We start from the raw sequence: 24,306 nt of genomic DNA, 5'->3' as shown, positions 1-24,306 counted from the left end.
CGCAAGTGATTACTTTTCGGTATACCTCGAGTTAATATGATGCAAGGATTTGATTTTAATGGAATTAAAATGGTTGAAAGATTTTGTGGCATTGAGTGAACATGGCAGTTTCTCCAAAGCAGCAGAAGCTCGCTTCGTCACTCAGCCCGCCTTTAGCCGACGCATCCGTTCACTGGAAAACTGGCTAGGTATTACCTTGGTCGATCGGGGAAAGTATCCGACCACCCTCACCGTAACGGGTCTGGTGTTCGTGGAAGAAGCCAAACGAATGATCCACGACACTTACCAAGTCCGCAAGCGGCTGCAAGGCCAGGAGTCACGCCAATGTCTGGTATTTTTTTCCCAGCACTCTCCGGCAGTATCGTTCTTTCCTCACTGGATTCGGACTCTGGAGCCTTTAGTAAGCACCACATTAGTTAAACTGAATGCCGGTAACCTGCACGATGTAATGGAATCCTTTATGGCTGGCATGGGGGATTTTTTGCTGACCTTCTCTTCGGGCGAAAACATCACTGAGCTGGCACGCAATGACACCATCTGTATTCAAGTGGGTACCGACAAGCTGGTGCCGGTGTCGGCGGTGAATACCAATGGTACACCGCTGCATTCGATCGAAAATCAACTCCCCTTCAAACTGCTGACGTACCCCGATGATTCCTACCTTGGTCGCATAGTAAAAGAGCAGTGTCTCAGCAAAATTCCACCTGACATTCAATACACACCCGTCTGTGAAAATGCGCTAGCAGAAGGCCTGAAAGCCATGGCGACAGAAGGGTGCGGAGTGGCATGGCTACCTCTCAGTCTGATCCAGTACGAATTGCAGAACAAACAGTTGATGATCCTGACATCACCACTACAGGCTGTGGAGCTGAAAATCCTGTTGTACCGTTTCAGACATACCGTCAAGCCAGAAGTAGACCTCTTCTGGAACTACCTGCTTGAGCTTTATAACCATGGTTATTCATGAATAAGTGGTTACACGGTGCGAGGAGACTGGCGCCAATTTGTGATATCAGACCCTGAGTTCAGACAAAAAGGATGCCGTTGCTCGTCAAATAACATCCTCTTTAAACAGCATGCGGCTACTAATTTGTAGCATGTCTCATACGGCTAGCGAACAGATCAACACCATCGGTGCCATTACTCGCCGTGTTCAGCGCCACTTGAGCGGGAGTGGTTCCTGCTTCAACGGCAGAATCCTTTCCAAAACGCAGTTTAGCCATCTTTTCCTGAAAGCGATCGACGCCGTCGGTGCCATTACTGCCGACATTCAGGTACACCTGAGCAGGAGTACATTCAGGCTCGGTTATCCCTGCTTTTTCTGCCTGCAAGCGAGCCATTTTTGCCTGATGGACGTCTACGCCATCGGTGAAATCACTGGTCGAGCTAAAACAAACCTTGGCTGGAATATGTTGGCCAGATGCCATTGCAGATTGGAAAGAAAGCAGAGGTGCCGCAGTAAGAACAATGAAAGAAATCACTTTAAGCATGGGATATTCCTTAATCAGTTACCGGCCTATCCGGTTGATGAGCAAAGAATAACAAGACCATGCTAACGAGAACCTGACACAAAAATGACATTGTTGTCATTCGAGGCAAATATTCTGCCAGCTTCAGTATACGCACAAGAGGGTGGAGCTCCTTATCCACACTCATTCATATCTTGCGAGACGAGACGAATAAAGACGAAAAATAAACACAAAGGCGCGCCTATCACTCAGCACCGCCTTTCTTGGATGGTGGCCTGTCCTCGCCAGCCAAATCAGTCGGGCTACGAACGACATAATGAAATTGAGTGTGTTAGCGCACGCCCTGCTCGCCCAGCACCTTGCTGATAATCGTCACCGGGCCCATTAGATGCTCTCGCATCATGGTGCTGGCCTGTGAGTCTCTTGCCAGCAAGGCATTGAACAGGATCAGATGCTCTTGTTGTTTCTCTTTTAATGCCTGCGGGCTGAATACGGTCTGCTTCAGCCACAGGTAACGATAACGCGCCGCTTGATCCATCAGGGTTTGGCGTACTACCAGCAGCTGCGGCGACTGGCAACCGTCGGCCACCGCCTGGTGAAATGCCTGATGGCGCAGATCCCAGTGCGTGAGCTGATCTTCAACGGTCTCAAGATGATTGACCTTGCTTAACGCATGATGCGCCGCCACCACGCTGGCCTCCCACAGATCATCACCTCGCGCCAGGGCCAGCTCGACGATCAACCCTTCCAGCTGGGCTCGGGCGTCATAAATATCCTTTAACTCGGCAATCGACATACTGCTGACCCGAAAGCCACGCTGGCTTTCGGCCGTTACCAATCGCTCGGATACCAGCTGCGACAAGGCTTCTCTTAACGGACTCACACCCAGGCCATAGCGCGCCTTCAAGGTGCTCATCAACAGCTTTTCGGTAGGCCCAAAGTGACTCTGAATAATATCTTGTTTCAACTGCTGGTAAGCCGTGCGGGCGAGATTTTCTCGCGGGATATCGAGCTGGTTCATGTGCTGCTCCTGAATCGATCTGTGGTTCGATTATAACGATATTGTAACCGAGATCATAAAACCGACACACAAAATTGACACAACGACAAAATGTCGACATTATTTAATTACAACGACAATTTACTTCTCGACCCATACTATTAGAAACAACAAGGAAGCTATCATGTCTAACGTTGCTACTGCCGATTTCACCCATCACCAATATCAGGGCTTTACCCTGGCACCCTCTGCACAGTCTCGGCGTCTGCTTGAGCTTCGTTTTGACGCGCACACGGTGCAGGCCTTTTTGGACGCTACCGCCCAATGGCCAATTCAGGCACTGGAATACAAGTCTTTCTTGCGCTTCAAGGTGGCACAACTGCTTAATGATTTGTGTGGTCAGACACTGCAACCTTTGCTGATTGATACCCTGGTTAACCGTGAAACCGGGGGCTTGTTGATCACTCCTGAAGGGCTGAACCAGGTTGAGCAAGCGGAAGACATGGTCAAGTTCACCACCGCCGTAGCTCATTTGTTCGGCCGCTCCAACTTTGATGCCATGAGCGGCCAGTACTATGCCCGGTTTGTGGTTAAAAATGACGATAACTCGGACAGTTATCTGCGCCAGGCTCACAGAGTCATGGAGCTGCATAACGATGGCACCTTCGTCGAGCAAGATACCGACTATGTATTAATGCTGAAAGTAGACGAGCAGAACATAGAGGGAGGCAATTCCCTGTTACTGCATCTGGATGATTGGGAGCACCTGGATCGCTTTTACGCCGATGCCATGGCACACAGAGTCATGCGCTGGGCGGCACCGCCGAGCAAGAACACCACCAAAGATGTGTATCATGCGGTGTTTGATACCGATGTCAGCGGTCAGCCCATCATGGCCTACATCGATCAGTTTGTGCAGCCAAAAGACTTTGATGAAGGCGTCTGGCTGGCAGATCTCTCCGAGGCACTGGAAACCAGTGAACATCGCCTGTCGGTACCTGTGGCACCCGGTTCTTTCTTGTTGATCAATAACCACTTTTGGCTGCATGGCCGCGACAAGTTTGTGGCGCATGAGGGGCTTCGCCGCGAGCTGATGCGCCAGCGAGGCTACTTTACTCACGCAAAAACCGTGAGACAGCCCAACCAGGGATAAAGACTTTGACTGAGGGGCGCCCGCGGCGGCACTCTTAACATTAACAAGGCATTCTATTTCGCCGGGGCTGGTCCCCGGCCTTTGTCTCTCTTACCAAGGTGGTCTCAACTGTGTTTGACTTCATAATTATTGGTGGTGGTATCGTCGGCATGTCCACCGCCTGGCAGCTAAAAAAAACCTATCCCGACCACAAGATATTACTGCTAGAAAAAGAATCCGGCCCCGCCCAGCATCAAACCGGGCACAACAGCGGCGTTATCCATGCCGGGGTTTACTACACCCCGGGCAGCCTTAAAGCCAAATTCTGCCTGGAAGGCAATATTGCCACCAAGGCATTTTGCCGCGAACACGATATTCCCTTTGATGAATGTGGCAAATTACTGGTAGCCACCAACGAAATGGAAATGGCGCGCATGCAGGCGCTATGGGATCGCAGCGAGGCCAATGGCCTGGAGCGTTATTGGCTGAATGCCGACGAGCTGAAAGAGCGCGAGCCCAATATCACGGGTGTGGGCGGCATTTTTGTCCCCTCCAGCGGCATCGTCAACTACAAGCAGGTAACCGCAGCCATGGGCAAGGAATTCGAACGTCTGGGCGGCGAAATTCGTTATAACGCCGAAGTTACCGGCCTGAAGGAAGAAAGCAGCCAGGTGGTGGTAGAGACCTCTCAAGGCGAATTTCCGGGCAAGTACCTGGTGTCCTGCTCTGGATTGATGGCGGACCGGGTGGTGCGTATGCTGGGCATTGAGCCCGAATTCAAGATCTGCCCCTTTCGCGGCGAGTACTATCTGCTCAAACCCGAGCACAATAAGATAGTGAACCATTTGATCTACCCGATTCCGGATCCGAACATGCCGTTCCTTGGCGTACATCTTACCCGAATGATAGACGGTACCGTCACAGTGGGCCCCAATGCGGTACTGGCTTTCAAGCGGGAAGGCTACAAGAAGAGTGATATCTCCCTGCGCGATACCCTGGAAATGTTCACCTACCCGGGCATCCTCAAGGTATTGATGAAAAATTTCAAACCCGGTCTCACCGAGATGAAAAACTCCATCCACAAGGCCGGCTACCTGGAACTGGTACGCAAGTATTGCCCCAGCCTGCAACTGGGTGATTTAACGCCTTATCCGGCCGGCATACGCGCTCAGGCGGTATCGAAAGACGGCAATCTGGTAGACGACTTCCTGTTCGTGAATACCAAACGCACCATTAACGTCTGTAATGCGCCCTCGCCCGCCGCTACGTCTGCCATTCCCATTGGCGGCTACATTGTCGACAAGGTTAAACAGCAGGTCGAGCAAGGCTCCGCTCTCGCCTAACACCGATGAACTCACGCATTGCGGGGCACTTCCCGCAATGCGGCAATCTCCCTACCACCGTCTCTGCCCCTCATCCCAACCTGTTGACACAGCGGTAAGCTTTGTGCCGATCTCTTAGTCACACATCAGCCAACCAGGATCAAAAAAGGACTGCCTGAGCAGTCCTTTGCATGTGAGCTAGCGCTTAAGCGAAATGCTGCTTGATGCTGCGCTCAAGAATGCCAATCGTCTGATCGACATGCTCTTTTTCCATGATCAGCGGCGGAGACATAGCAATGGCATCGCCGAGAGAACGCAGCATCATGCCTTGCTCCCAAGCGCTGGTTTGTATCAGACTGCCGGTGGCCCCCGGCTTGCCGACCAAAGGCTCGAACTCCACGGCGGCAATGAAAGAGTAGTTGCGAATATCGATCACCCCCGGCAGTCCCTTCAGGCTGTGCAGGCCTCGTTCAAAATACTGAGCAATTTCACCCTCGGCTGCGCCACGCTGATATAAATTTTCCTGCTCATAAACATCGAGCGTGGCCATGGCGGCGGCACACGCCAACGGATGGGCCGAATAGGTATAGCCATGGAAAAACTCCACCCCGGGACCGCCCTGCTCGACAATGACATCATAAATATGATCTCCTGCCAGCACGGCCCCCATGGGAGCAGCACCATTGGTCAGACCCTTGGCGGTAGTCATAATATCGGGGATCACGTCAAAGGTCTGGCTGGCAAACACATTGCCGGTACGACCAAAGCCGGTGATTACTTCGTCGAAAATCAGCAGAATGTCATGCTGATCGCAAATTTCACGAATACGTTTCAGATAGCCCACTGGCGGCGGCAGCACGCCACCGGCACCGGTAATCGGCTCTATGATCACCGCGGCAATACGACTGGCATCGTGGCGCTGGATCAGTTTTTCCAGCTCATTGGCTTTTTCAATGCCCCCATGTAACGGCAAGCCCCGAGAAAAGGCATTAAGCGTTAGATCCTGAGTATGACTCAGACGATCGGTTGGCAGCCACTGACCAAACGCCTTGTGATTATTGGTCAGCCCGCCTACCGAAATCCCCCCAAAGTTAACACCGTGGTAGCCCTTCTCTCGGCCAATAAACATCTGCTTGCCGGTGTTGCCTTTGGCGTAATGATAAGCCAGTGCCATTTTCAGGGCGGTCTCGACTGACTCGGAACCCGAGTTGGTGTAAAACACCTTGTTAAGATTGCCGGGTGCCAAATTGGCCAGCCGCTCGGACAATTCAAAAGATAATGCATGACCGAAGCCAAAGCTCGGGGCGTAGTCAAGTGTTTTGGCCTGATGCGCAATGGCGTCGGCAATATGAGGATGAGCATGCCCGGCATTACAGCACCACAGGCCCGCCGTCATATCCAGTACCTGGCGCTGATCATCCGTCGTCCAGTACATGCCTTTGGCAGCACTGAGCATACGCGGCTTTTCCTTGAAACCTTTATTGGCAGTAAATGGCATCCAGTGTGCAGCTAAATTGGTTGCGGTCATGTTGGCACTCCCTCTGAATCTCGATATAACGGCGATGTAACTAAATTGTCACCATAGTGTGAACAAAGGAGTTTGTTTGATAAATGACAATGTTTAAATGCTTAGTTTGAGCAAGCTCAACCATAAGCCCATAAACACCTTTCGGTCGTGACCTATTTATTTACTGGATATAAAAAAGGCGGGCATTACGCCCGCCAAATGATGACATCAAACTTGTATCGCCTAAATTAACTCTGCCAGTACCTGCTCCAGTAGATCCAAACCTTCATCGACCACTTCCAGTGGCGAGGTCAGGGGCGGCAAGAAGCGGATCACGTTGCCACGAACCCCACAAGACAATAGGATCACCCCCTTCTCGATACCTTTGCTCACAATCGCCTTGGTCAGTTCGGCATTGGGCTGTTCCACATCCCCATTGTGAACCAGCTCCATCGCCACCATGGCACCCAGATTACGTACCTGGCCGATCTGGTGAGGATACTTCGCCTGCAGTTCGCTCAGGCGCTTGTGCATCAGTTCACCCAGCGCCAGCGCCTTGTTGCATAACTGCTCTTCTTCAATGATGCTCAGTACTTCCAGACCGGCGGCGCAGGCCAGCGGAAAGGCGGCATAGGTACCACCCAGGCCTCCCGGATTGGCGGCGTCCATGATGTCGGCCTTGCCCACCACGGCAGAGAGCGGAAAACCACCGGCAATGCCCTTGGCCATGGTCATCAGGTCCGGCTCTATGCCCGAATACTCGGTGGCAAACATCTTGCCGGTACGGGCGAAGCCGGTCTGAATTTCGTCACAAATCAGCACAATGCCGTGCTGATCACAGATGGTGCGAAGTTGCTGCAGGAAGACCGCCGGGGCCTGATAAAAACCACCCTCACCCTGTACCGGCTCTATGATCAGCGCCGCTACCCGGCCCGGCTCGATATCGCAGTGAAACAGCTCGTCCAGCGCCTTCAGCGACTGCTCGGTAGTCACGCCATGGTAGGCGTTAGGATACGGCAGATGATAAATCTCGCCCGGAAAAGGACCAAAGCCCGCCTTGTAGGGGGCGACTTTGCCCGTCAGTCCCATGGTCATGTTGGTGCGACCATGGAAGCCGCCGTTAAAGGCGATAACACCGCTACGCCGGGTGTGGGCACGGGCAATCTTGACCGCGTTTTCCACCGCTTCGGCACCTGTAGTGACGAAGATGGCCTTTTTGGGAGTCTCGCCCGGCACCAGTGCAACCAGTTTCTCGGCCAGTTCCACCGCACTTTCATAAGGGGTGACCATGGCACAGGTATGGCTGAAGCGGCTCAGTTGCTCGGCCACGGCGGCTTGAATGCGCGGATGACTATGGCCGGTATTGACCACCGCAATACCGGCGGCGAAGTCGATATAGCGGCGGCCTTCAACGTCCCAGACTTCATTGTTTTTGGCATGATCAACATACACAGCCGCCATATTTCCCATACCTCTGGCGAATACTGCATCTTTTCTTTTTTGTAACTGTTGATTCTTATTCATGATCTTGACTCCTGTTCAGTGCATTCCTGTAGCACGTTTATGCTGTTTATTTCATATTTGCGATGGGAGCTGAAAACCGGTGCCGAACCTCAGCAGTTTGCGCTTTTCTCATCTGCAGCATCAATAGCACGCCGACGCCCCACCAGCCGGCAAAAATCAGCCACTCATAAGGCCAGAGCAGGGCTGCCGGCATACCCGGTAGATACAGAGCCACAAACAAGACACTGAAAAATACCGCAGCCCAGCCGATGGCACTGGATTTTCCGGCTCGGAACGGTCGCACCATGTCGGGTTCTGAGCGGCGTAGGCGAACAAAAGCCACGGCCACCAGCGCATAAGCCAGCACGATGGCAAGACCGCCCGCGTCCACCAGCCAAATCAACATGGGTCGACCCAGCAAAGGAGCCAGAGTAGACAAGGCGCCAATAAATAGAATGGCATTGACCGGCGTATGGTAGCGGGCATGACGACGGCTGAACCAGGCGGGAATCATCTTGCGCTCGGCCATGGCACAGAGAATTCGGCTACCGCCGATAATGAAGGAGTTCCAGCTGGTGATAATGCCTGCCACACCGCCCAGAATCAGGACGATACCAAAGCCATTGTGACCAAAGACACTGCTCATGGCGTCTGCGGTAGGAAGCACTGAGCTGACCAAGGAGTCGTGATCCAGGCCGAATCCGACGGCAAAAATAATGGCGACATACCAGATCACCGCAGCCACCACAGACACGATCAGAATTCGACCAATGGATCTGGGTGGGATTTTCATTTCTTCGGCGGTTTGCGGAATCACATCGAATCCAACAAACATGAAGGGTGTCATGATGGCCACCGTCAGCACACCGGCCATACCGCCAATCATCAAGGGATCTGCATTATCCACACTGCCGTTCACCGCCGCGCCAAAGATCAGCATCAGGCCGATGATGCCAATAATAATGGTCAGCACCATTTGCAACAGAGCGGCAAACTTGACCCCCATCAGATTAACGATGGTGATAAATACCGAGCCCAGCATGCCCACCAGTACCCAGGAAGTGTAAACGTCATAGCCCTGAATGGAGTATAAAAATCCGACTTTATAATCAGGAAAAATATACTCAATCACGGTTGGCAGGGCCACGGCTTCAAAGGCAACCACCGAAATGTATCCCAGAGCCAATGCCCAGGCGGCGACAAATCCGGTCTTGTATCCAATCCCCCTGAGTACGTAAATCAGGGCGCCGCCCGTGGTGGGCATGGCCGAAGCCAGCTCGGCATAGGCAAGCCCCACAAAGATAACCAATACGCCCCCCAATACAAACGCCAGCATGGCGCCCAGGGTACCTGCACCTATAATCCAGTTGCCGGACAGTACTACCCAGCCCCAGCCAATCATGGCACCAAAGGCCAGAAACAACACATCCAGTCTGGAGAGTACTTTTTTGTGATCTTCGCTCGATTCATGCAGCATTTTCATGTTTCCTTACTATTCAACGATGCTGATGACTCAACGGCTACGATTTCTATCCAGAATTCGATGACCCTGAGCCGTGACTAGCCGAGTGCTAATCCTGTCAGTGAATGGACTAACGAATGCCGCCCATGCACAGGTATTTGGTTTCCATATAATCTTCCAGTCCCTGTGAGGAGCCTTCCCGACCCTGACCGGATTCTTTTACGCCACCAAAGGGGGCGATTTCGTTGGAAAGAATGCCCTCGTTGATGCCCACCATGCCAAACTCCAGCGCTTCGGCCACTTTCCAGATACGGCTGTGTTTTTCGGTATAAAAATAGGCCGCCAGGCCGTAGGGAGTATCATTGGCGATGGCGATGGCGTCGGCGTCGTCGCTGAAACGAATCACTGGGGCAACAGGGCCAAAAATTTCCTGCTGTGCTATGTCCATTTGCTGGGTCACGTTGGCCAGAATGGTGGGGGCAAAAAACAAGTTGCCAGCAGCATGGCGAACACCGCCGGTGATCAGCTGGGCACCTTGTGATTGAGCCGTGTCGACCAGGGCGGCAATTTTGTCGATGGCAGCCTGATTGATCACCGGCCCCAGGGTAGTGGCTTCATCCAGACCATTGCCCACCACCAGTTGTTCAACGGCCTCTTTAAAGCGCGCGACGAAAGCATCGTAAATACCGTCCTGCACCAGAATCCGGTTGGCACACACGCAGGTTTGTCCGGCATTACGGAATTTGGAAATGACTGCGCCGGCTACCGCCGCATCCAGATCCGCATCATCAAACACGATAAAAGGCGCATTGCCGCCCAGCTCCAGGCTGAGCTTTTTAACCGTCTCGGCACTCTGGCTATACAGCAGCTTGCCCACCCGGGTAGAGCCGGTGAAAGACAGCTTTCTAACGCGGCTGTCATCGGTCAACACCTTGCCGATACTGGCGGCCTGACTGGAGGTGATCATGTTGATCACACCGGCAGGAATACCGGCCTGTTCGGCCAGCACCATCAAGGCCAGAGCCGAATAGGGGGTTTCTTCGGAGGGTTTGAGTACCACGGTGCAACCTGCCGCCAATGCCGGCGCCACTTTGCGGGTAATCATGGCATTGGGAAAATTCCACGGCGTAATGGCGGCCACTACACCTATGGGTTGCTGAATGCTCAAGGCACGTTTGTCGTGGGTGGGCGCGGCAAAGAGTTTTCCGTAGGCTCGCTTGCCTTCTTCGGCATACCATTCAATGTACGAGGCGCCGTACAAGACTTCGCCCCGGGTTTCGAACAGCGGCTTGCCCTGCTCCAGTGTCATTAACCGGGCCAGATCTTCCTGATGTTCCAGAATCAATTCAAACCAGCGGCGTAACAGACGAGCCCGCTCTTTGGGCGTGACTTCACGCCAGCTGGCCAGTGCGGTATGGGCGGCATCAATGGCGGCTTGAGCTTCATCAACCCCCATGTCGGGCACCTGTCCCAGCTGCTCGCCGGTCGCGGGGTTGTAAACGCTAATCGTATTGCCGCTGCTGGCTTGGCACCATTGGCCATCAATGTAACCGGCATCTTTAATCAACTCTTTATTTACAGAATACATATTCATTCTGATCCCAGCCTTAAAATGTTAATTGCGGTATGGCAGCTTATTGGCCATAAGTTGCCAGCATGTTAACCTGCGGGGGAAAGTTTTATAAATAGCTACATACCAACTTTAACATTGAAGAACATCAAACTATGAGTCATGTAAACAGGCTAGTGCTGGGTCAAATAGGGGATTTTGAAATTCGTCTGCTCAAGTTGTTCAAGACGGTGGTGGAATGCGGGGGATTTTCGGCGGCAGAAACCGAACTTAACATCAGCCGCTCGACCATTAGCGTGCATATGGCCAATCTGGAAAACAGACTTAAACTCAAGCTATGCCGACGTGGCCGCTCTGGTTTTGCGCTAACGGATGATGGCGCCGTGATTTATGAATCGGCCAAGCGGTTGTTTACCAAGCTGGAAGAATTCCGCTACACAGTCAACGAGCTGCATGAACAACTTAGCGGCGAGCTGAAGATTGTTTCCAGCGATAATCTCTGGCTCGAAGAAGAGTTTTCCATGGTGGATGTGTTTGCCCACCTGGGTGAGGTGGCACCAGAAATAAATGTCAGTGTGGATGTGGCCCATATGAGCGAAATAGAGCGACGGGTGTTGAGTGAGGATGCCGATATCGGCTTTATTCATTATCATAGAGATTTGGAAGGCCTGGATTATCACCACCTTTATCAGGTGCATTGTTTTCTTTACTGCAGCGACACACATCCTCTGTTTAATGAGCAAGACCCGGATACATTGGAACAAAAACTGACGGATGCCAGATTCATTCATCCCGGTATTTATACCAACCCGGAGGCCAGTGCCCAGGTACAGGGAATGAAAAATGCCGGTCGTGCCTATCATTACGAACCCAGGGCGGCGCTGATATTGTCTGGCCACTATCTCGGCTTTTTACCGGAAAGCTTCGCACGGCGCTGGGTAGAAAAGGGCCGCATGAAAGCCCTGCTACCGGAGCAAAAAAGCCATCACTTGAGCATTGCCGCCATCACCCGCAGCCATGGTCGTCAGAGCCGATTGAAAGAGCTATTTTTACAGCTGCTGGCCGAACAAGCCTCGGTAGCCGCTAAAGATCACCCATAAAAAATCCGGCATCAATGCCGGATTTTTGAGGGTTATATTTTAAAGCGCCCCACCAGGCTTTGCAGCTGAGTGGCCAGCTCGGCCAGCTCGGCACTGGCTTGGGCGGTTTGCCCCACCGAGAGTTGGCTTTGCTCTGCAATTTCATTGATGGTGTTGATGCTGCGATTCACATCTTCTGCCACATGAGACTGCTCTTCTACCGCGGCGGCCACCTGAGTATTCATGTTATGAATGGCATCGACCGAGGATTTAATGTCGGTCAGCCTGGCCGCCGTATCGTTTGCTTCGGTCACCGCGGTGTCGGTTTTCAACCGATTTCTCTCCATAACCGTCACCACATTGCGGGTGCTGCTTTGAATACTTTCAATTATTTTTTCTATCTCGCCGGTCGACTGCTGGGTGCGTTGTGCCAAGCTACGCACTTCATCCGCCACTACCGCAAAACCGCGGCCCTGATCACCGGCTCGGGCCGCTTCTATGGCCGCATTCAACGCCAGCAGGTTGGTTTGATCGGCAATATCGCCAATCACTTCCAGCACCTGTCCAATATCGTTGCTTTGCTGTTCCAGCTCTTTAATAGTGACCGAAGCCGCCATCACTTCCCGGGCCAGCTCATCGATGGTGGCCACATTGCGCGATACCGCCTGTCGGCCATGCTCTGTGGTGCTGGTGGTGTTTTCGGCGGTAGCGGCAGCGTTATTGGTATTGGCGGCAATTTCTTGAATGGACACCGTCATTTGGTGCATGGCCGTAGCCACCTGGGTGGTTTGGTCGTGCTGAGCCTGAGCTCCTTGGCGACCTTCGCTGGCAATGTGTGACAACTCTTCGGTAGAGGCCGCCATTTGATTGGTGGCATCCGACACCTGGCGGATCAAGTCCTGCACCTTGCTGACAAACTGGTTATACACCTGAGCCAGCTCGCTCAGCTCATCTTTGCCGTGTTCATCAAGGCGACGGGTCAAATCACCCTCGCCTTCGGCAATATCACGCAGATTGGTTACGGTAGTTCGTAGTGGCCGCACTATGCTTTGAGTCAGTGAATAGGCCACCAGCAAGGCAATGACGATGGCTACCAACGACAGCATAATAACGAAGTTACGGGTACTGGCTATGCTGTTGGCGTAAAAGCTGCGATCCATGGCAATTTCTACCACGGCGATGGGTTGACCGGAAAAATCACTGATGCTGTGTGCCAGCGTGGCGTAGGGTCTGCTGTCGCTTTGCTGGCGCCCTAATACTTCTTCTCCTCGCCAGGCGGTCTGAATTGATTGCTGACTGATCAGGCTGTTCCCGCTAATAGTAGACGCCAGGGTATTTACCTTACTGCCTTGCAACACATGAATGGCCACCCCGGCACCAAACTCCTGACTGAAACGCTCGGCAAATCCCTGTGCCAGATTAAGGCCAAATTCAACCGAGCCGATATGCTGGCCCTGATAGCGAATGGGAGATAGCCCTCGAATACCGATACCTGCCACGCCGCCGTCCAGACCGCGAACCGGCGCCTGGGTACGATTGGTCTCGACGATGGTAGCGCGCAACCGAGTCAGATCATCACCGTACTTCTCTATTTTATGCAGACGCAAGAAAGAGGTTGCAGGGGCAGTATGAAACTGAAATTGTGCCACGCCATAATCTTGCTTTAACCGTGCAAATACCGGCCGAAACTGATTGATCAGCCCCTGTCGATCACCATTGGCAAAGGCGGTCTGTACCTGAGGCTGGTTTGCCACTATGGCACTCATGGCTTCGGAAAAAAAAGCCTGGATATCCGCTTGTGCCTGAATCGCATTATACAGTCCCTGTAGCTCACGCTTTTCGGCTTGAGCAATAAGGCGATTGGAGTTGACCAAATAGAACATGGCCATGATCACTACCGTGATCGCTACCAAACCACCAAAGCCCACTGCGAGGCGAGTTCCTATATTAAGATTTCTGAGCACCTGCGATTTCCTTTGTGAGATAACTTACATTATTTAGTGAAGAGCTAACGGCAACCTCAAGAAAAACTTGACTGCTTTGGTAGGTTTTTTATTTAAACCTGCCAAAAGGGACTCGAACAGACCGAAATAAGAGGGTATCGCCATAAAAGGATACCAAGCAGTCACTTAATCCAGGGTGACTTCATAGCCTGTAAATTTACGCAGATTGATCACGCCGGTGTCGAGCATCAGATACTGGCCCTTGATGCCGAGCAGGGTGCCCGAGACGACCGGGTTCTTGTCGAAGTTGTGGCTGGCGATTTTGGTCGGGTATTCCAGCACCGGATAGCTCAGTTCCACTATGTCTTCGTCCAGCACGGTTACCGCATCTTCGCCGTATTTAAGCAGTAGACCGCCGATCTTCTGCTTTATTTCCGGCAACAACCGGGCGGCTTCGGCTTTCAGGTCGATATCGGCTTCGCCGCCCTTGAGCATGGCGCGCCAGTTGGTTTTATCCGCCACCATCTCGGCCAGTGCCACTTCTACCAAACCCGACAGCTGACGGGTCGCCACCCGTAAAATGGGCAGCGCCTGGGTCGCACCCTGATCGATCCAGCGGGTGGGCACCTGAGTGTGACGGGTAATACCCACCTTCAAACCCGAGGTATTGGCCAGATAGACGATGTGCTCCACCATGCAGTGCTGTTCGCCCCATTCGGGCTCGCGGCAGGTACCTTCAAAATAGTGACAGGTCTCCGGCTTCATTACGCACATGTCGCAGCGGGCCAGCTTCTTCATGCAGGGAAAGCAGTGCCCCTGGGAATAACTCTTGCTGGTTTTGCGCCCACAGGCGTTGCAGTAGATATTGCCGGTGTGGGTCAGGGTCAACGTCTGACCCAGCAGGGGATTAAGATCGACGCGATGCTCGCCCAGCGCCAGCTGATAGGACACGGGAGAAGCCAGTTGCCCAGGCATCTTGATCAGGGTTCCGGTAAGATTGCTCATGCTGCTTTGTCGTTGCTGTTGGGTAGGCCGCTCATTCTATCAGCCGCCCGCCAGTGTGTCCTGTCGGCAGGCATTCACTTCCCCTCTTCCGTCAATTCAGGCACGTTTTGAACCGCCTTGTGGCCCGACAAGGCATGGGTCTTGAACCGTTCGCCGATCTCGGTAAAGGTGGTGATATTTTCCCCCGCCAGCCTGACGGCCAGCTCGGTATCCCCGGCACAAATGGCATCCACCAGCGGCTGATGGCTGCTGGCAATCTCCCGTGGATTCTGGCTGACCAGATCGATGTTGAAGTAAATCAGCATCTGGTTGGCCACGTTCTGATAGATGTTATACAGACGGCCGTTGCCACTCAGCTCCACAATCAGGCTGTGCAGGTTCAGTTCCTGCTTGCTCATTTCCTGACTGCTGACATTCGGCTCGGCCGCCTTTTGCAGAAACACGCCCATCATGCCCTGCAGTCGCTGGCGTCCCTCATCGGTAAGGCGCTCGGCCGCCAGCCAGGCAGAGCGGGTTTCCAGGGCAACCCTGAGATGAAAGATTTCCCATAAATCGTGCTCGTCCAGCTCGATGACCTGCCATCCAACATAGGGTTTTTGCACCACTATGCCCTCGTGGGCCAGATTGTTAAGGGCCATGCGCACGGTACTGCGAGACAGTTCCAGCTCCCTGGCCAGCGCACTTTCTACCAGTTTTTCTCCCATGCGGTAATGTCCACTGAGGATCAGCTCGCGCAGGTACCCGGCGGCTTGCTCTTCCAGGCTACTTTTGATGATTTTTTTCATTATTTATCAACCGCTACGGTGAGTCATGCCAGCGCATTGTAACGTATCTGCGCCCACAAAATCGCCCCAAACGCACAGGTATATTGTTCGACAATCAAACAAATACGACCAGAATGACTGAAATTTCAGTGTTACTCGCTTGTGACAAATGTATAATCTCCACCTGCCGATTGTAGGACAATCAACAACAGGGACGAGATAAAAATGACAATCAAAGCCATTCGTTTGGCCCAGCAGGACAATGTTGCCACCTTGCTGAGTGATGCCGACAAGCATCAGCTAGTGGAGGTCATTGATGATAAAAATCAGTCTGTTGGTCAATTCAAGGCGCTGCAGGCCATTCCCTTTGGCAACAAGATAGCGATCACGACTATCGCGCCACAGCAGGCCATTCACAAAGCGGAGTATTCGGTGGGCATTGCCGTGAAAGCCATCCCGGTCGGCGACCTGGTACATGTTCAGAATGTACGCAGCAGCCGGGTTGATATTCCGCAAAACATTATCGAACAAATTATCCAACAGATGCGGATAGAGACCCCATGATGCAGCTTTTTCAGGGATATCGACGCCCCAACGGGCAAGTAGGCATTCGCAACCACATACTGATTCTGGTCATCGACGAGTGTGCCGAGGGCATCGCTCAGGCCATTCGTCAGACCGTGAGCGAGTGCGTCATCGTCACCAATCATTACACCTGCATGTATGGCGGCAATGAAGAGTTGGTCAACGTGATGATCGGCGCCGCACTCAACCCCAACGTGGCAGGCGTACTGGTGCTCAACATGGGCTGTGGCAGCATAGATCCGAGCATTCTGACCACGCCGGTAGAACAGGCCGGTAAGCCGGCCTTCAGTTTGCCGGTGATCAAGAGCAACGGCACTCGCCAAACCATTCGCCAGGGTATCGCCCTGGCCCGGGAGCTGGTGGCGCTGGCAAAAGAGGTCCCGGTTGAACCTGTATCAATCAGCGAGCTGCTGGTCGGGGTAAAATGTGGTGGCTCGGACACCAGTTCCGGCATCGCGTCCAACCCGGCCGTGGGCAAGGCGGTCGACACCCTGGTGGACATGGGGGCGAGCTGTGTTGCCGGCGAGCTTATCGAGCTTGTCGGCTGCGAAGACATACTGCGCCGGCGCGCGGTCAGCGACACCGTGGCCGACAAGATAGAACGCCTGATCTTCGAGGAAGAGCGCCGCTGGCATGTGCCGGGTACCGATGTGGAAACCATGAGCATCGGCAACAGCATCGGCGGCCTGACCACGCTGGAAGAAAAAGCCCTGGGCGCGCTACACAAAACCGGTACCCGCCCGATCCAGGACCTGCTGCAAATTACCCCCACCGGTATCGAAAAGCCGCACGCACCGGGCATGTACCTTTCCGAAACCACCCACCTGTGTGGTGCGGCCGGCATGCATTTTGCGGCGCTGGGTGCCCAGGTGATCCTGTGGACCACCGGCGGGGCCGGCTTTAGCAACCCGATAGTGCCGGTCACTCGCGTCAGCGGAAATGCGTCACTGATCACCGAAGACATAGACGTGAATGTCAGCGGCATCATGTCTGCCACCCTGAGTGTCGAACAGGCAGCCACCGAGGTGCTGAACAGCCTGAGCCAGGTCATTCAGGGAGAAAAAACGGCCATCGAAGAGGTCGGTTTTGCCTTTTGCTCCCTTTATCAAAAAGACCAGCGCCTGGAAACGCTGCTCCGCTCACAACCGGTATAAAGAGAAACTCATGCAAATTACGAATATTGAAGTGATCTGCCTGCGGGTGCCCGCACCGGATCAGGAGTGCGAATGGGGTGAGGATGCCGTCATCGTCAAGGTACATACCGACACCGGCCTGATCGGCATCGGCGAAGCCGATAGCTCGCCCGAGGTGGTCAGGGCCTGCATCGAAACATCCCAGTCCAATCTGTACAGCTACGGCCTCAAGTCGCTGTTGATCGGTGAAAACCCGCTGGAAATAGAGCGGCTGTGGAACAAGATGTACTGGGCATCAAACTACTTTGGCCGCCGCGGTGCTGGCATTCATGCCATCAGCGCCATTGATATTGCCCTGTGGGACATCGCCGGCCAGTTTTATGATGTGCCCTTACATACTCTGCTCGGTGGCAAGTACCGCGACCGCATCAAGGCATACGGCACCTTCATTCCTGCCCCACGGCCGGAAGACAACCGCGCCATTGCCGCCGGTCTGGTCAAGCAGGGCTTTACCAGCATCAAGTTCGGCGGTGGTGTATTTGGCGATGATCCGGAAACGGATTATCAGATAGTGAAGCATGTCCGCGAAGCCGTTGGCGAGCATATCGAGGTGCAGATCGACCTGGCCTCGAAGTGGCGTACCTCGGGTCACGCCGCCTTTATGGCCGAAAAGCTGGAACCCTTCAATCTCAACTGGATAGAAGAACCGGTACTGGCCGATGATCTGGCCGGTTACAGCAAGCTGGCCGGCAAGGTACGGGCCAAAATCGCCGGTGGCGAGTCGCTGACCACGCGTTACGAGTTCAAACACTTTCTCGAGCATTCCCGGGTAGATATCGTGCAGCCGGATATCACTCGCTGCGGCGGCATCACCGAAATGAAAAAGATCTATGACCTGGCCCAGATGTACGGCGTTCAGCTGGTGCCCCACGGGTTCAGCACCGGCATTCTGCTGGCTGCATCGGTGCATTTTCTCGCAGCCAGTGAACACGGCACCCTGATGGAATACTCACAGAGTCAAAGCCCCCTGTTCACCGATTTGGTGGCGAATGGTTTGCCGTTTGAAAACGGTTATGTCCCCGTTCCAAACAAGCCCGGACTGGGGATCGAGCTCAATGAAGACATTATTGAGCGTTACAGAGCATAAGCATGGATGGAATCATTAGTTATGAAACACGAAAAGAGAAACATAGATAAGCCCTTGATGCTGATTAGCCTCTCCACGATTCTGTTTATCGTGGCCGGGCTGTCCATTTATCCCGAACAGGGCAATGCCATTGCCAAGCTGCTGTTCAGTATGATTACCGACCACTTCGGCTCGCTTTACCTGCTGTTCGGCTTTTTCAGCGTGATCGTTCTGGCGTGGATTGCTCTCAGCAAGCATGGTGCCATTCGTCTGGGCGACGGCAAGCCCCAGTACGGATTTTTCACCTATCTGTCGATGATGATCTGCGCCGGACTGGGCTCGGCCACCGTGTACTGGGCCTTTCTGGAATGGGGCTACTATTACATGGATCCCCCTTATGGTATCGAGCCCTATTCGTCTCAGGCGGCCGAGTGGGCCACCGGTTACAACATGTTCCACTGGGGCATTTCGGCCTGGTCCCTGTATTGTCTCGCCTCGCTGCCCGTGGCCTATTCCTTTCACGTGCGCAAGAACCCCCAGCTCAAACTGAGCGCGGTGTGCGAAAGCATCATGGGCCGTTTCTACAATGCGGCTGTGGGCAAGGTCATCGACACCATCTTTATCTTCAGTTGTGTGGGCGCCATGGGGATTACCCTGGGTCTGAGCGTACCCATGGTGACCGAGGGCATCGCCTCTCTGCTGGGCACCAAAAGCAGCTTCGCCATGAACGTGGGGCTGATGCTGTTTATCACCGCCCTGTTTACCATCAGCTCCTACGTCGGCATTGAAAAGGGCATGGCCAAACTCAGCGACATGAACACCAAGCTGGCTATCCTGTTTGTGGTGTCGATTCTGCTGATTGGCCCCACCACCTTTATCATTGATCAAACGGTCAATGGTTATGGCCTGATGCTACAGAACTTCATTCGCATGAGCCTGTGGACCGATCCGGTTGAAGGCGGCTCCTTCCCGACCTCCTGGACCGTGTTCTACTGGGCCTACTGGATGACCTATGTACCCTTTATGGCGCTGTTTGTTACCAAGGTGTCTGCCGGTCGCACTCTGAGAGAAGTGATCGCCAGCATGGTGCTGGGTGGCAGTGCCGGCTGCTTCATCTTCTTTGGTGTGCTGGGCAGCTTCAGCATGAGTGCGCACCTCAATGAACTGCTCAACCTGACCGAGTCACTCACCACCGTCGGCGGCTCCGCCACCGTGGTGGCGGTGATGAAGACATTGCCGTTCAGTTCGCTGTTTATTGTGATGTTTGCGGTCATGTCGATTCTGTTTCTGGCCACCACGCTGGATTCTGCTTCCTTTACCCTGGCAGCGACGGCGGCAAACCAGCTGGATGAAAATGCCAATCCACCCACCTCGTTGCGTCTGTTCTGGTGTCTGATCCTGGCGGCGGTACCCCTGGCCATGATGTTTATTGACGCCCCGCTCAGCACGGTGCAAACCCTGGCCATCGTCACCTCGCTGCCACTGATGGTGGTGATCTTCATTATGCTGTACGGCTTCTTCCACTGGATAAATAGCCGGGAAACCGTGAATGCACAACCAGCGCAAGCGGTGGAACAACCGGCCGTGATATCGGCACCGGCCGACTGAATCAGCGGCTGAACACCGTATTTGAAAGGGCAGAAGCGCAAGCTTCTGCCCTTTTTCATGTAGAACTACCGTGACACAATCCATGGCGCGCATTCACTTCCACGCCTTGCTCACATCGCCCTGCATCTGAGGAGCATAGAAGCTGGTATTGATTTTTACCGTGACTAAGCGCTTCAGCATAAGCTCAGCGTGCTTCCCGGCGCAGAGCCGGTAGTGGCTCTAGCCTTGTATCGGCGACAAACTCGACTGCGCCATCATGGGTAATCTGCTGCACCAGCACCGGCTCGCCCGCTTCGTTGAAACGCACATAACCAATGCCGGAACGGTTCAGCAATCGTTCACCCTTTGACGCCGACACCGGCGGATGCGGCGTTATCTCCAGTCGTCGCCTGCGGGTAAACCAGTTCAGCGGCGAGCGGGGGGCATAGAGCCAGCGGTTGAGTCGGTCCAGCACGTCCAGCAGCCGGGTCGGAAACTCGTTTTTGATGCCGCTGCTGGTGATCTGCCAGATATGCGGCTCTCCGCCTCGGTGACGCAATTTAATGTCATACATAAAGGAGTAATGCACATCACCCGAGAGCACCACATAGTTGGCGGGAGTACGGGCATGACGAAAGATATTCAGAATCACATTGGCGGTCCCTTTGTGGGCCATCCAGTTTTCCGCATCCACCAGCAACGGCTTGCCACACCAGGTGAACATTTTCTGGATCACCTCAATCAGCTTTACCCCGAATACCGGCGTTGGCGAGACGATGATCACCGCATCGTGATTCAACAGCTCGCCCTGCAGCTCGGTCAGCGCCTCCCAGTTCATTAGGCCGGAGGGTTGCGCCAAATTAGTCTCGGCCCGCCAGCGTCGGGTGCGGGTATCCAGCACCAGCAATTTGGGGCTGGTAGGCAAGCTGTATTGCCAGTGTTCAAAAGAGAGCAAGTGATCAATCAGCTGATCCTGACGCGCTGCCGTTGGCTGTTCACTCCAGGCGTGCAACAGCGCCATCGGCTCATCGGCAAACGCATCGGGATCATTGCCCCAGCCCTGGCACATCAAGTATCCCACCAGCGCATTGCCAATAATACGACGCGAAAATGGATGCCCGTAGGCGCTGGCTTCCCAGGCCGCGGTCAGGTTCCAGTCATCGGTCACATCGTGATCGTCAAACATCATCAGGGTCGGCACATGGGCCAGCAAACGCCGTACCGCTGGCAAGCCTTCCACAAACGCCACCAACCGCTCGCGTTCAAGCTGGTATTGTTGCTGTCGCTCTGGGCTCAGTTGCGGTTGTTGCTCGGTGAGCGACTGCCAGGGCGTGGGCGACCATACCAGCAGATACATGGCCAGCACTTCGGCCAGAGTAATCAAATGATTATCGGCGCTGCTGGTGGTAAAAATAGGCTTGCGTGCACCTTCAAAAAAACGCTTTTTCAGCGATTGATTGTCTTCATTATTGCTCGGCAACAGCTCACTGCGCCGATAGTAGTTCAACGGACTGGCGAACAGCTCGGCGCTGTTCGCCACCAGGGCGCCGTCCAGCGTTTCCGAATACAGGCCCAGTTCCTCAATCAGTTGATGAATCGCCGTCAACATGGGGCCGGCCACATCATCGGCATAAATCTGATCGCCACTCAGCATCAGCAACACAGGGCGACTGAGTGGCTCGCCATGACATTGCGCCAACCAGCCATCAGCCGCCACCAGGCCGTCGGGCGCGGCGTGATGGGGCTTGCGGCAAGAGCCGTGCAACATGGCATCTATTCGACTGCGGATCACCAATTGAGGAAAGGTTTCTTCGGGGTAACACAGTTCCGGCGCCCAGTCGGCCATGCTCTGCCACGGTTCATGCTCTTCCTGGCGCCATTGCAGATCATAAGCAATCAGGGTGTCGCTCGGCAGTTCCTCCGCCAGTTTGATATCCAACAACTGCATGAAGCAATGCTCCCCCACTCGCAGCTGCTGTTGTTCCAGATGAGGGCGCCCCCCCAACTGGGGAGCGAGGGGGAACTGCAAACGAAACTGCAATGATGTTCGGCTAGCCAGCCAGAATACCAACCGATCGCCGCTGGCGCGGCGTAATACGGGGCCAGCTAAAATGGTCGAACTCATAAGATACCCGATGAATGGAATAGTAATGGCATCATAACGGGGCAGCGGCCCGCTTGAAAAGATCGCCCGTCACTCTCCCCTTAACGCTGCGTCGATTCCGGCCGCTTGTTTTATCAGCAACCGAGCCACTATTTTATGAACAATCTCTTATTCCTGGATCTGAATCAATGACTTCCAGAACACAAAATGATACAAGATTGTAAACAAGCATTAACACAACGAGGTCAAGGATGAATCGACTATCAATCAGGCAAAAAATACTGCTACTGGCGCTGTTGCCATTATTATTACTGGCCGCCGTAAGCACCTGGATTAATGTCAATCAATCGTTGCGCCTCAAGCAGTTAAGTGGTGACAGCTTGCATCGCTCACTGCTCGATGCCCGCAAGCAGCAGTTGGCCAGTTATATGGAACTGGCCGTTAGCGGCATCAGTCCTTTACTGCAACGCGGCGAGACAGAGGCCGCCAAGGCACAACTGCGCCGCTTGCGCTTCGACGACGGCACCGGTTACTTTTTTGTGTATAACAGCAAGGGAGTACAAATTGTGAGTGCCGACAATCCGGCCCGGGAGAACAATAATTATCTGGACTCCACCAGCCCGGACGGTCGTCATCTGGTACAGGAATATGTAGCGCTGGGTCGCCAGGGCGGCGGTTATATTGAATACAGCTGGCCCAAGCCGGACACCCAGCAGGGTGCCCCCAAGCTGGCCAACATCACCCCCATTCCCGGTACCGACTGGTTATTGGGTACCGGCTTTTATATCGATGATCTGCAGGCCACCGTTGCCCAGCTGGAGCAGGAGTTATCTCAGTCGGTACGGCAGGGATTGATCAACTCGGGCCTGTCCGCCATCTTGCTGCTGGCATTTATTGGTGCCATTGCGCTGGTATTGGTGCGCAGTATTCACGCCCCGCTTCGCCAGGCTGTTTCCACCATGGAAGACATCGCCCAGGGCGAAGGTGATTTAACGCGCCGGCTTAACGGCGATCAGGGTCACGAGCTGGGTGTGCTGGCCTCGTCTTTCAACACCTTTGCCGGCCAAATCAGCAGTCTGGTACAAAATACCCGTCAGTCGGCGGATACCCTGCAGCAGGCCAGCAGCAAGCTGCAACGCTTTATGGAAGAGACAGAAGAAGGAATTGGTCGCCAGTATCACGAGAGCGATCAGCTGGCCGCCGCCATGAATGAAATGTCGGCCACTGCCCAGGAAGTCGCCGCCAGTGCGGCACAGGCCGCCGAGGCCGCTAATCAGGCTCAGAATCAGGTTACCGATGCCCAGCAGTTGCTGAAAGAAACCATTACCGTGATTAATGGTCTGGAAACTCAGGTAGCCAGTGGCGTAGACATCATACAGCGACTGGGACTGGAGTCGGAACAGATAGGCTCGGTGCTGGATGTGATCCGCGGCATTGCCGAACAAACCAACCTGCTGGCACTGAACGCGGCCATTGAAGCGGCGCGAGCCGGAGAACAAGGCCGAGGCTTTGCGGTCGTGGCCGACGAAGTACGTACCCTGGCAGGCAGAACCCAAAGCAGCACTGAAGAAATACACAACATGATTAGTCGCCTGCAGCAAGGTGCCAAAGAGGCCGTACAGGCCATAGAGCAGATTCGCGAAGGCAGCAGCCATACGGTCACCGAAGCACAGCGTATTGATGCGGCACTGCTTGATATCAGCAGCGCCGTGAACACCATCAACTGCATGAACGAGCAAATTGCCAGTGCCGCCGAAGAACAAACCCAGGTATCGGAAAATATTAATGTCAATGTGCACCAGATAGTCGCCATTACCGAGCAGACCAATGCCGGCTCGCGGGCCGCCAGCGAAACCAGCCAGCAGGTTGGCGAGTTGGCTGCGAACCTGCAACAACTGGTTGGCCGTTATCGCACCCAATAAGATCAGCCCCATACACACCACTCGACGACACTTTGCGCCAGCCCTCGGGCTGGCGCGCATTATTTACTTCCAAATCAGTAGCCTATTATCTGA

19 protein-coding genes are annotated in these 24,306 nt (G+C 53.9%); 9 read left to right on the top strand and 10 right to left on the bottom strand.

The features are described from left to right. Nucleotides 1-58: 58 nt before the first annotated feature. Nucleotides 59-967, top strand: coding sequence for a LysR family transcriptional regulator (locus IEW52_RS02685; protein ID WP_188628535.1), 909 nt, complete (start codon nucleotides 59-61; stop codon nucleotides 965-967). Between the two features lie 118 nt (nucleotides 968-1,085). On the opposite strand, the gene IEW52_RS02680 is transcribed toward IEW52_RS02685, so the two are convergent. Together IEW52_RS02680 and csiR are read right to left on the bottom strand one after the other, a co-directional pair. Continuing rightward, on the bottom strand, nucleotides 1,086-1,490 hold the full coding sequence (locus IEW52_RS02680) for a hypothetical protein (RefSeq protein ID WP_188628534.1): 405 nt from the start codon (nucleotides 1,488-1,490) through the stop codon (nucleotides 1,086-1,088). 310 nt (nucleotides 1,491-1,800) lie between these two features. Beyond that, entirely contained in the window at nucleotides 1,801-2,490 is a 690-nt protein-coding gene (csiR, locus tag IEW52_RS02675; protein ID WP_188628533.1) for a DNA-binding transcriptional regulator CsiR, read from the bottom strand. A 163-nt stretch (nucleotides 2,491-2,653) separates the two neighbouring features. On the opposite strand from csiR, the gene glaH reads away from it, so the two are divergent. Together glaH and lhgD are read left to right on the top strand one after the other, a co-directional pair. After that, nucleotides 2,654-3,622, top strand: coding sequence for a glutarate dioxygenase GlaH (gene glaH / locus IEW52_RS02670; RefSeq protein ID WP_188628532.1), 969 nt, complete (start codon nucleotides 2,654-2,656; stop codon nucleotides 3,620-3,622). 110 nt (nucleotides 3,623-3,732) lie between these two features. After that, the gene (gene lhgD / locus IEW52_RS02665) at nucleotides 3,733-4,944 is read left to right on the top strand and encodes an L-2-hydroxyglutarate dehydrogenase (RefSeq protein WP_188628531.1); all 1,212 of its coding nucleotides are present in this window, start codon (nucleotides 3,733-3,735) and stop codon (nucleotides 4,942-4,944) included. 184 nt (nucleotides 4,945-5,128) lie between these two features. Here the strand turns inward: lhgD and aptA are convergent, their stop codons facing one another. The 4 genes from aptA to IEW52_RS02645 all read right to left on the bottom strand — a co-directional run bounded on the left by aptA (nucleotide 5,129) and on the right by IEW52_RS02645 (nucleotide 10,989). Then, entirely contained in the window at nucleotides 5,129-6,451 is a 1,323-nt protein-coding gene (gene aptA / locus IEW52_RS02660) for an omega-aminotransferase AptA (protein WP_188628530.1), read from the bottom strand. A gap of 222 nt (nucleotides 6,452-6,673) precedes the next feature. Beyond that, complete coding sequence (gene gabT, locus IEW52_RS02655) at nucleotides 6,674-7,954, bottom strand: 4-aminobutyrate--2-oxoglutarate transaminase (RefSeq protein WP_188628529.1); 1,281 nt, start codon at nucleotides 7,952-7,954, stop codon at nucleotides 6,674-6,676. A 46-nt stretch (nucleotides 7,955-8,000) separates the two neighbouring features. Then, nucleotides 8,001-9,410 (bottom strand): APC family permease, encoded by a 1,410-nt coding sequence (locus IEW52_RS02650; protein ID WP_188628528.1) that lies wholly within the window; start codon nucleotides 9,408-9,410, stop codon nucleotides 8,001-8,003. A gap of 115 nt (nucleotides 9,411-9,525) precedes the next feature. After that, nucleotides 9,526-10,989: an NAD-dependent succinate-semialdehyde dehydrogenase gene (locus IEW52_RS02645; protein ID WP_188628527.1), complete on the bottom strand. Its 1,464-nt coding sequence runs from the start codon at nucleotides 10,987-10,989 to the stop codon at nucleotides 9,526-9,528. Between the two features lie 131 nt (nucleotides 10,990-11,120). Here IEW52_RS02645 and IEW52_RS02640 point away from each other — a divergent pair, with 131 nt between their 5' ends. Further along, complete coding sequence (locus IEW52_RS02640) at nucleotides 11,121-12,065, top strand: LysR family transcriptional regulator (RefSeq protein ID WP_188628526.1); 945 nt, start codon at nucleotides 11,121-11,123, stop codon at nucleotides 12,063-12,065. Between the two features lie 32 nt (nucleotides 12,066-12,097). On the opposite strand, the gene IEW52_RS02635 is transcribed toward IEW52_RS02640, so the two are convergent. The 3 genes from IEW52_RS02635 to IEW52_RS02625 all read right to left on the bottom strand — a co-directional run bounded on the left by IEW52_RS02635 (nucleotide 12,098) and on the right by IEW52_RS02625 (nucleotide 15,777). Further along, nucleotides 12,098-14,008, bottom strand: a complete 1,911-nt coding sequence (locus IEW52_RS02635) for a methyl-accepting chemotaxis protein (protein WP_188628525.1) — start codon at nucleotides 14,006-14,008, stop codon at nucleotides 12,098-12,100. A gap of 165 nt (nucleotides 14,009-14,173) precedes the next feature. After that, nucleotides 14,174-14,992: a DUF2797 domain-containing protein gene (locus IEW52_RS02630; RefSeq protein ID WP_188628524.1), complete on the bottom strand. Its 819-nt coding sequence runs from the start codon at nucleotides 14,990-14,992 to the stop codon at nucleotides 14,174-14,176. A 74-nt stretch (nucleotides 14,993-15,066) separates the two neighbouring features. After that, nucleotides 15,067-15,777 (bottom strand): GntR family transcriptional regulator, encoded by a 711-nt coding sequence (locus tag IEW52_RS02625; RefSeq protein ID WP_188628523.1) that lies wholly within the window; start codon nucleotides 15,775-15,777, stop codon nucleotides 15,067-15,069. Between the two features lie 204 nt (nucleotides 15,778-15,981). Here IEW52_RS02625 and IEW52_RS02620 point away from each other — a divergent pair, with 204 nt between their 5' ends. Genes IEW52_RS02620 through IEW52_RS02605 form a run of 4 tightly spaced genes read left to right on the top strand, consistent with a single transcriptional unit; the run spans nucleotide 15,982 to nucleotide 20,208 of the window. Next, nucleotides 15,982-16,320: an SAF domain-containing protein gene (locus IEW52_RS02620; RefSeq protein WP_188628522.1), complete on the top strand. Its 339-nt coding sequence runs from the start codon at nucleotides 15,982-15,984 to the stop codon at nucleotides 16,318-16,320. After that, nucleotides 16,317-17,495, top strand: coding sequence for a UxaA family hydrolase (locus tag IEW52_RS02615; protein ID WP_188628521.1), 1,179 nt, complete (start codon nucleotides 16,317-16,319; stop codon nucleotides 17,493-17,495). The genes IEW52_RS02620 and IEW52_RS02615 overlap by 4 nt, the downstream gene beginning before the upstream one ends. 10 nt (nucleotides 17,496-17,505) lie before the next feature. After that, entirely contained in the window at nucleotides 17,506-18,621 is a 1,116-nt protein-coding gene (locus tag IEW52_RS02610) for a mandelate racemase/muconate lactonizing enzyme family protein (RefSeq protein WP_188628520.1), read from the top strand. A 21-nt stretch (nucleotides 18,622-18,642) separates the two neighbouring features. After that, a complete protein-coding gene (locus tag IEW52_RS02605; protein WP_188628519.1) occupies nucleotides 18,643-20,208 on the top strand; it encodes a BCCT family transporter in 1,566 nt (521 codons plus the stop codon). 184 nt (nucleotides 20,209-20,392) lie between these two features. Here IEW52_RS02605 and IEW52_RS02600 read toward each other — a convergent pair whose 3' ends face one another. Further along, nucleotides 20,393-22,312, bottom strand: a complete 1,920-nt coding sequence (locus IEW52_RS02600) for an alkaline phosphatase D family protein (protein ID WP_188628518.1) — start codon at nucleotides 22,310-22,312, stop codon at nucleotides 20,393-20,395. A 230-nt stretch (nucleotides 22,313-22,542) separates the two neighbouring features. Here IEW52_RS02600 and IEW52_RS02595 point away from each other — a divergent pair, with 230 nt between their 5' ends. Continuing rightward, nucleotides 22,543-24,213, top strand: a complete 1,671-nt coding sequence (locus tag IEW52_RS02595; RefSeq protein ID WP_188628517.1) for a methyl-accepting chemotaxis protein — start codon at nucleotides 22,543-22,545, stop codon at nucleotides 24,211-24,213. Nucleotides 24,214-24,306 lie beyond the last annotated feature (93 nt).

Origin of the sequence: Oceanisphaera marina (assembly GCF_014643915.1) — a bacterium.
Lineage (GTDB): Bacteria > Pseudomonadota > Gammaproteobacteria > Enterobacterales > Aeromonadaceae > Oceanimonas > Oceanimonas marina.
Note: the sequence above shows the minus strand (reverse complement) of the source record. Positions and strands in the feature narration are given on the sequence as shown.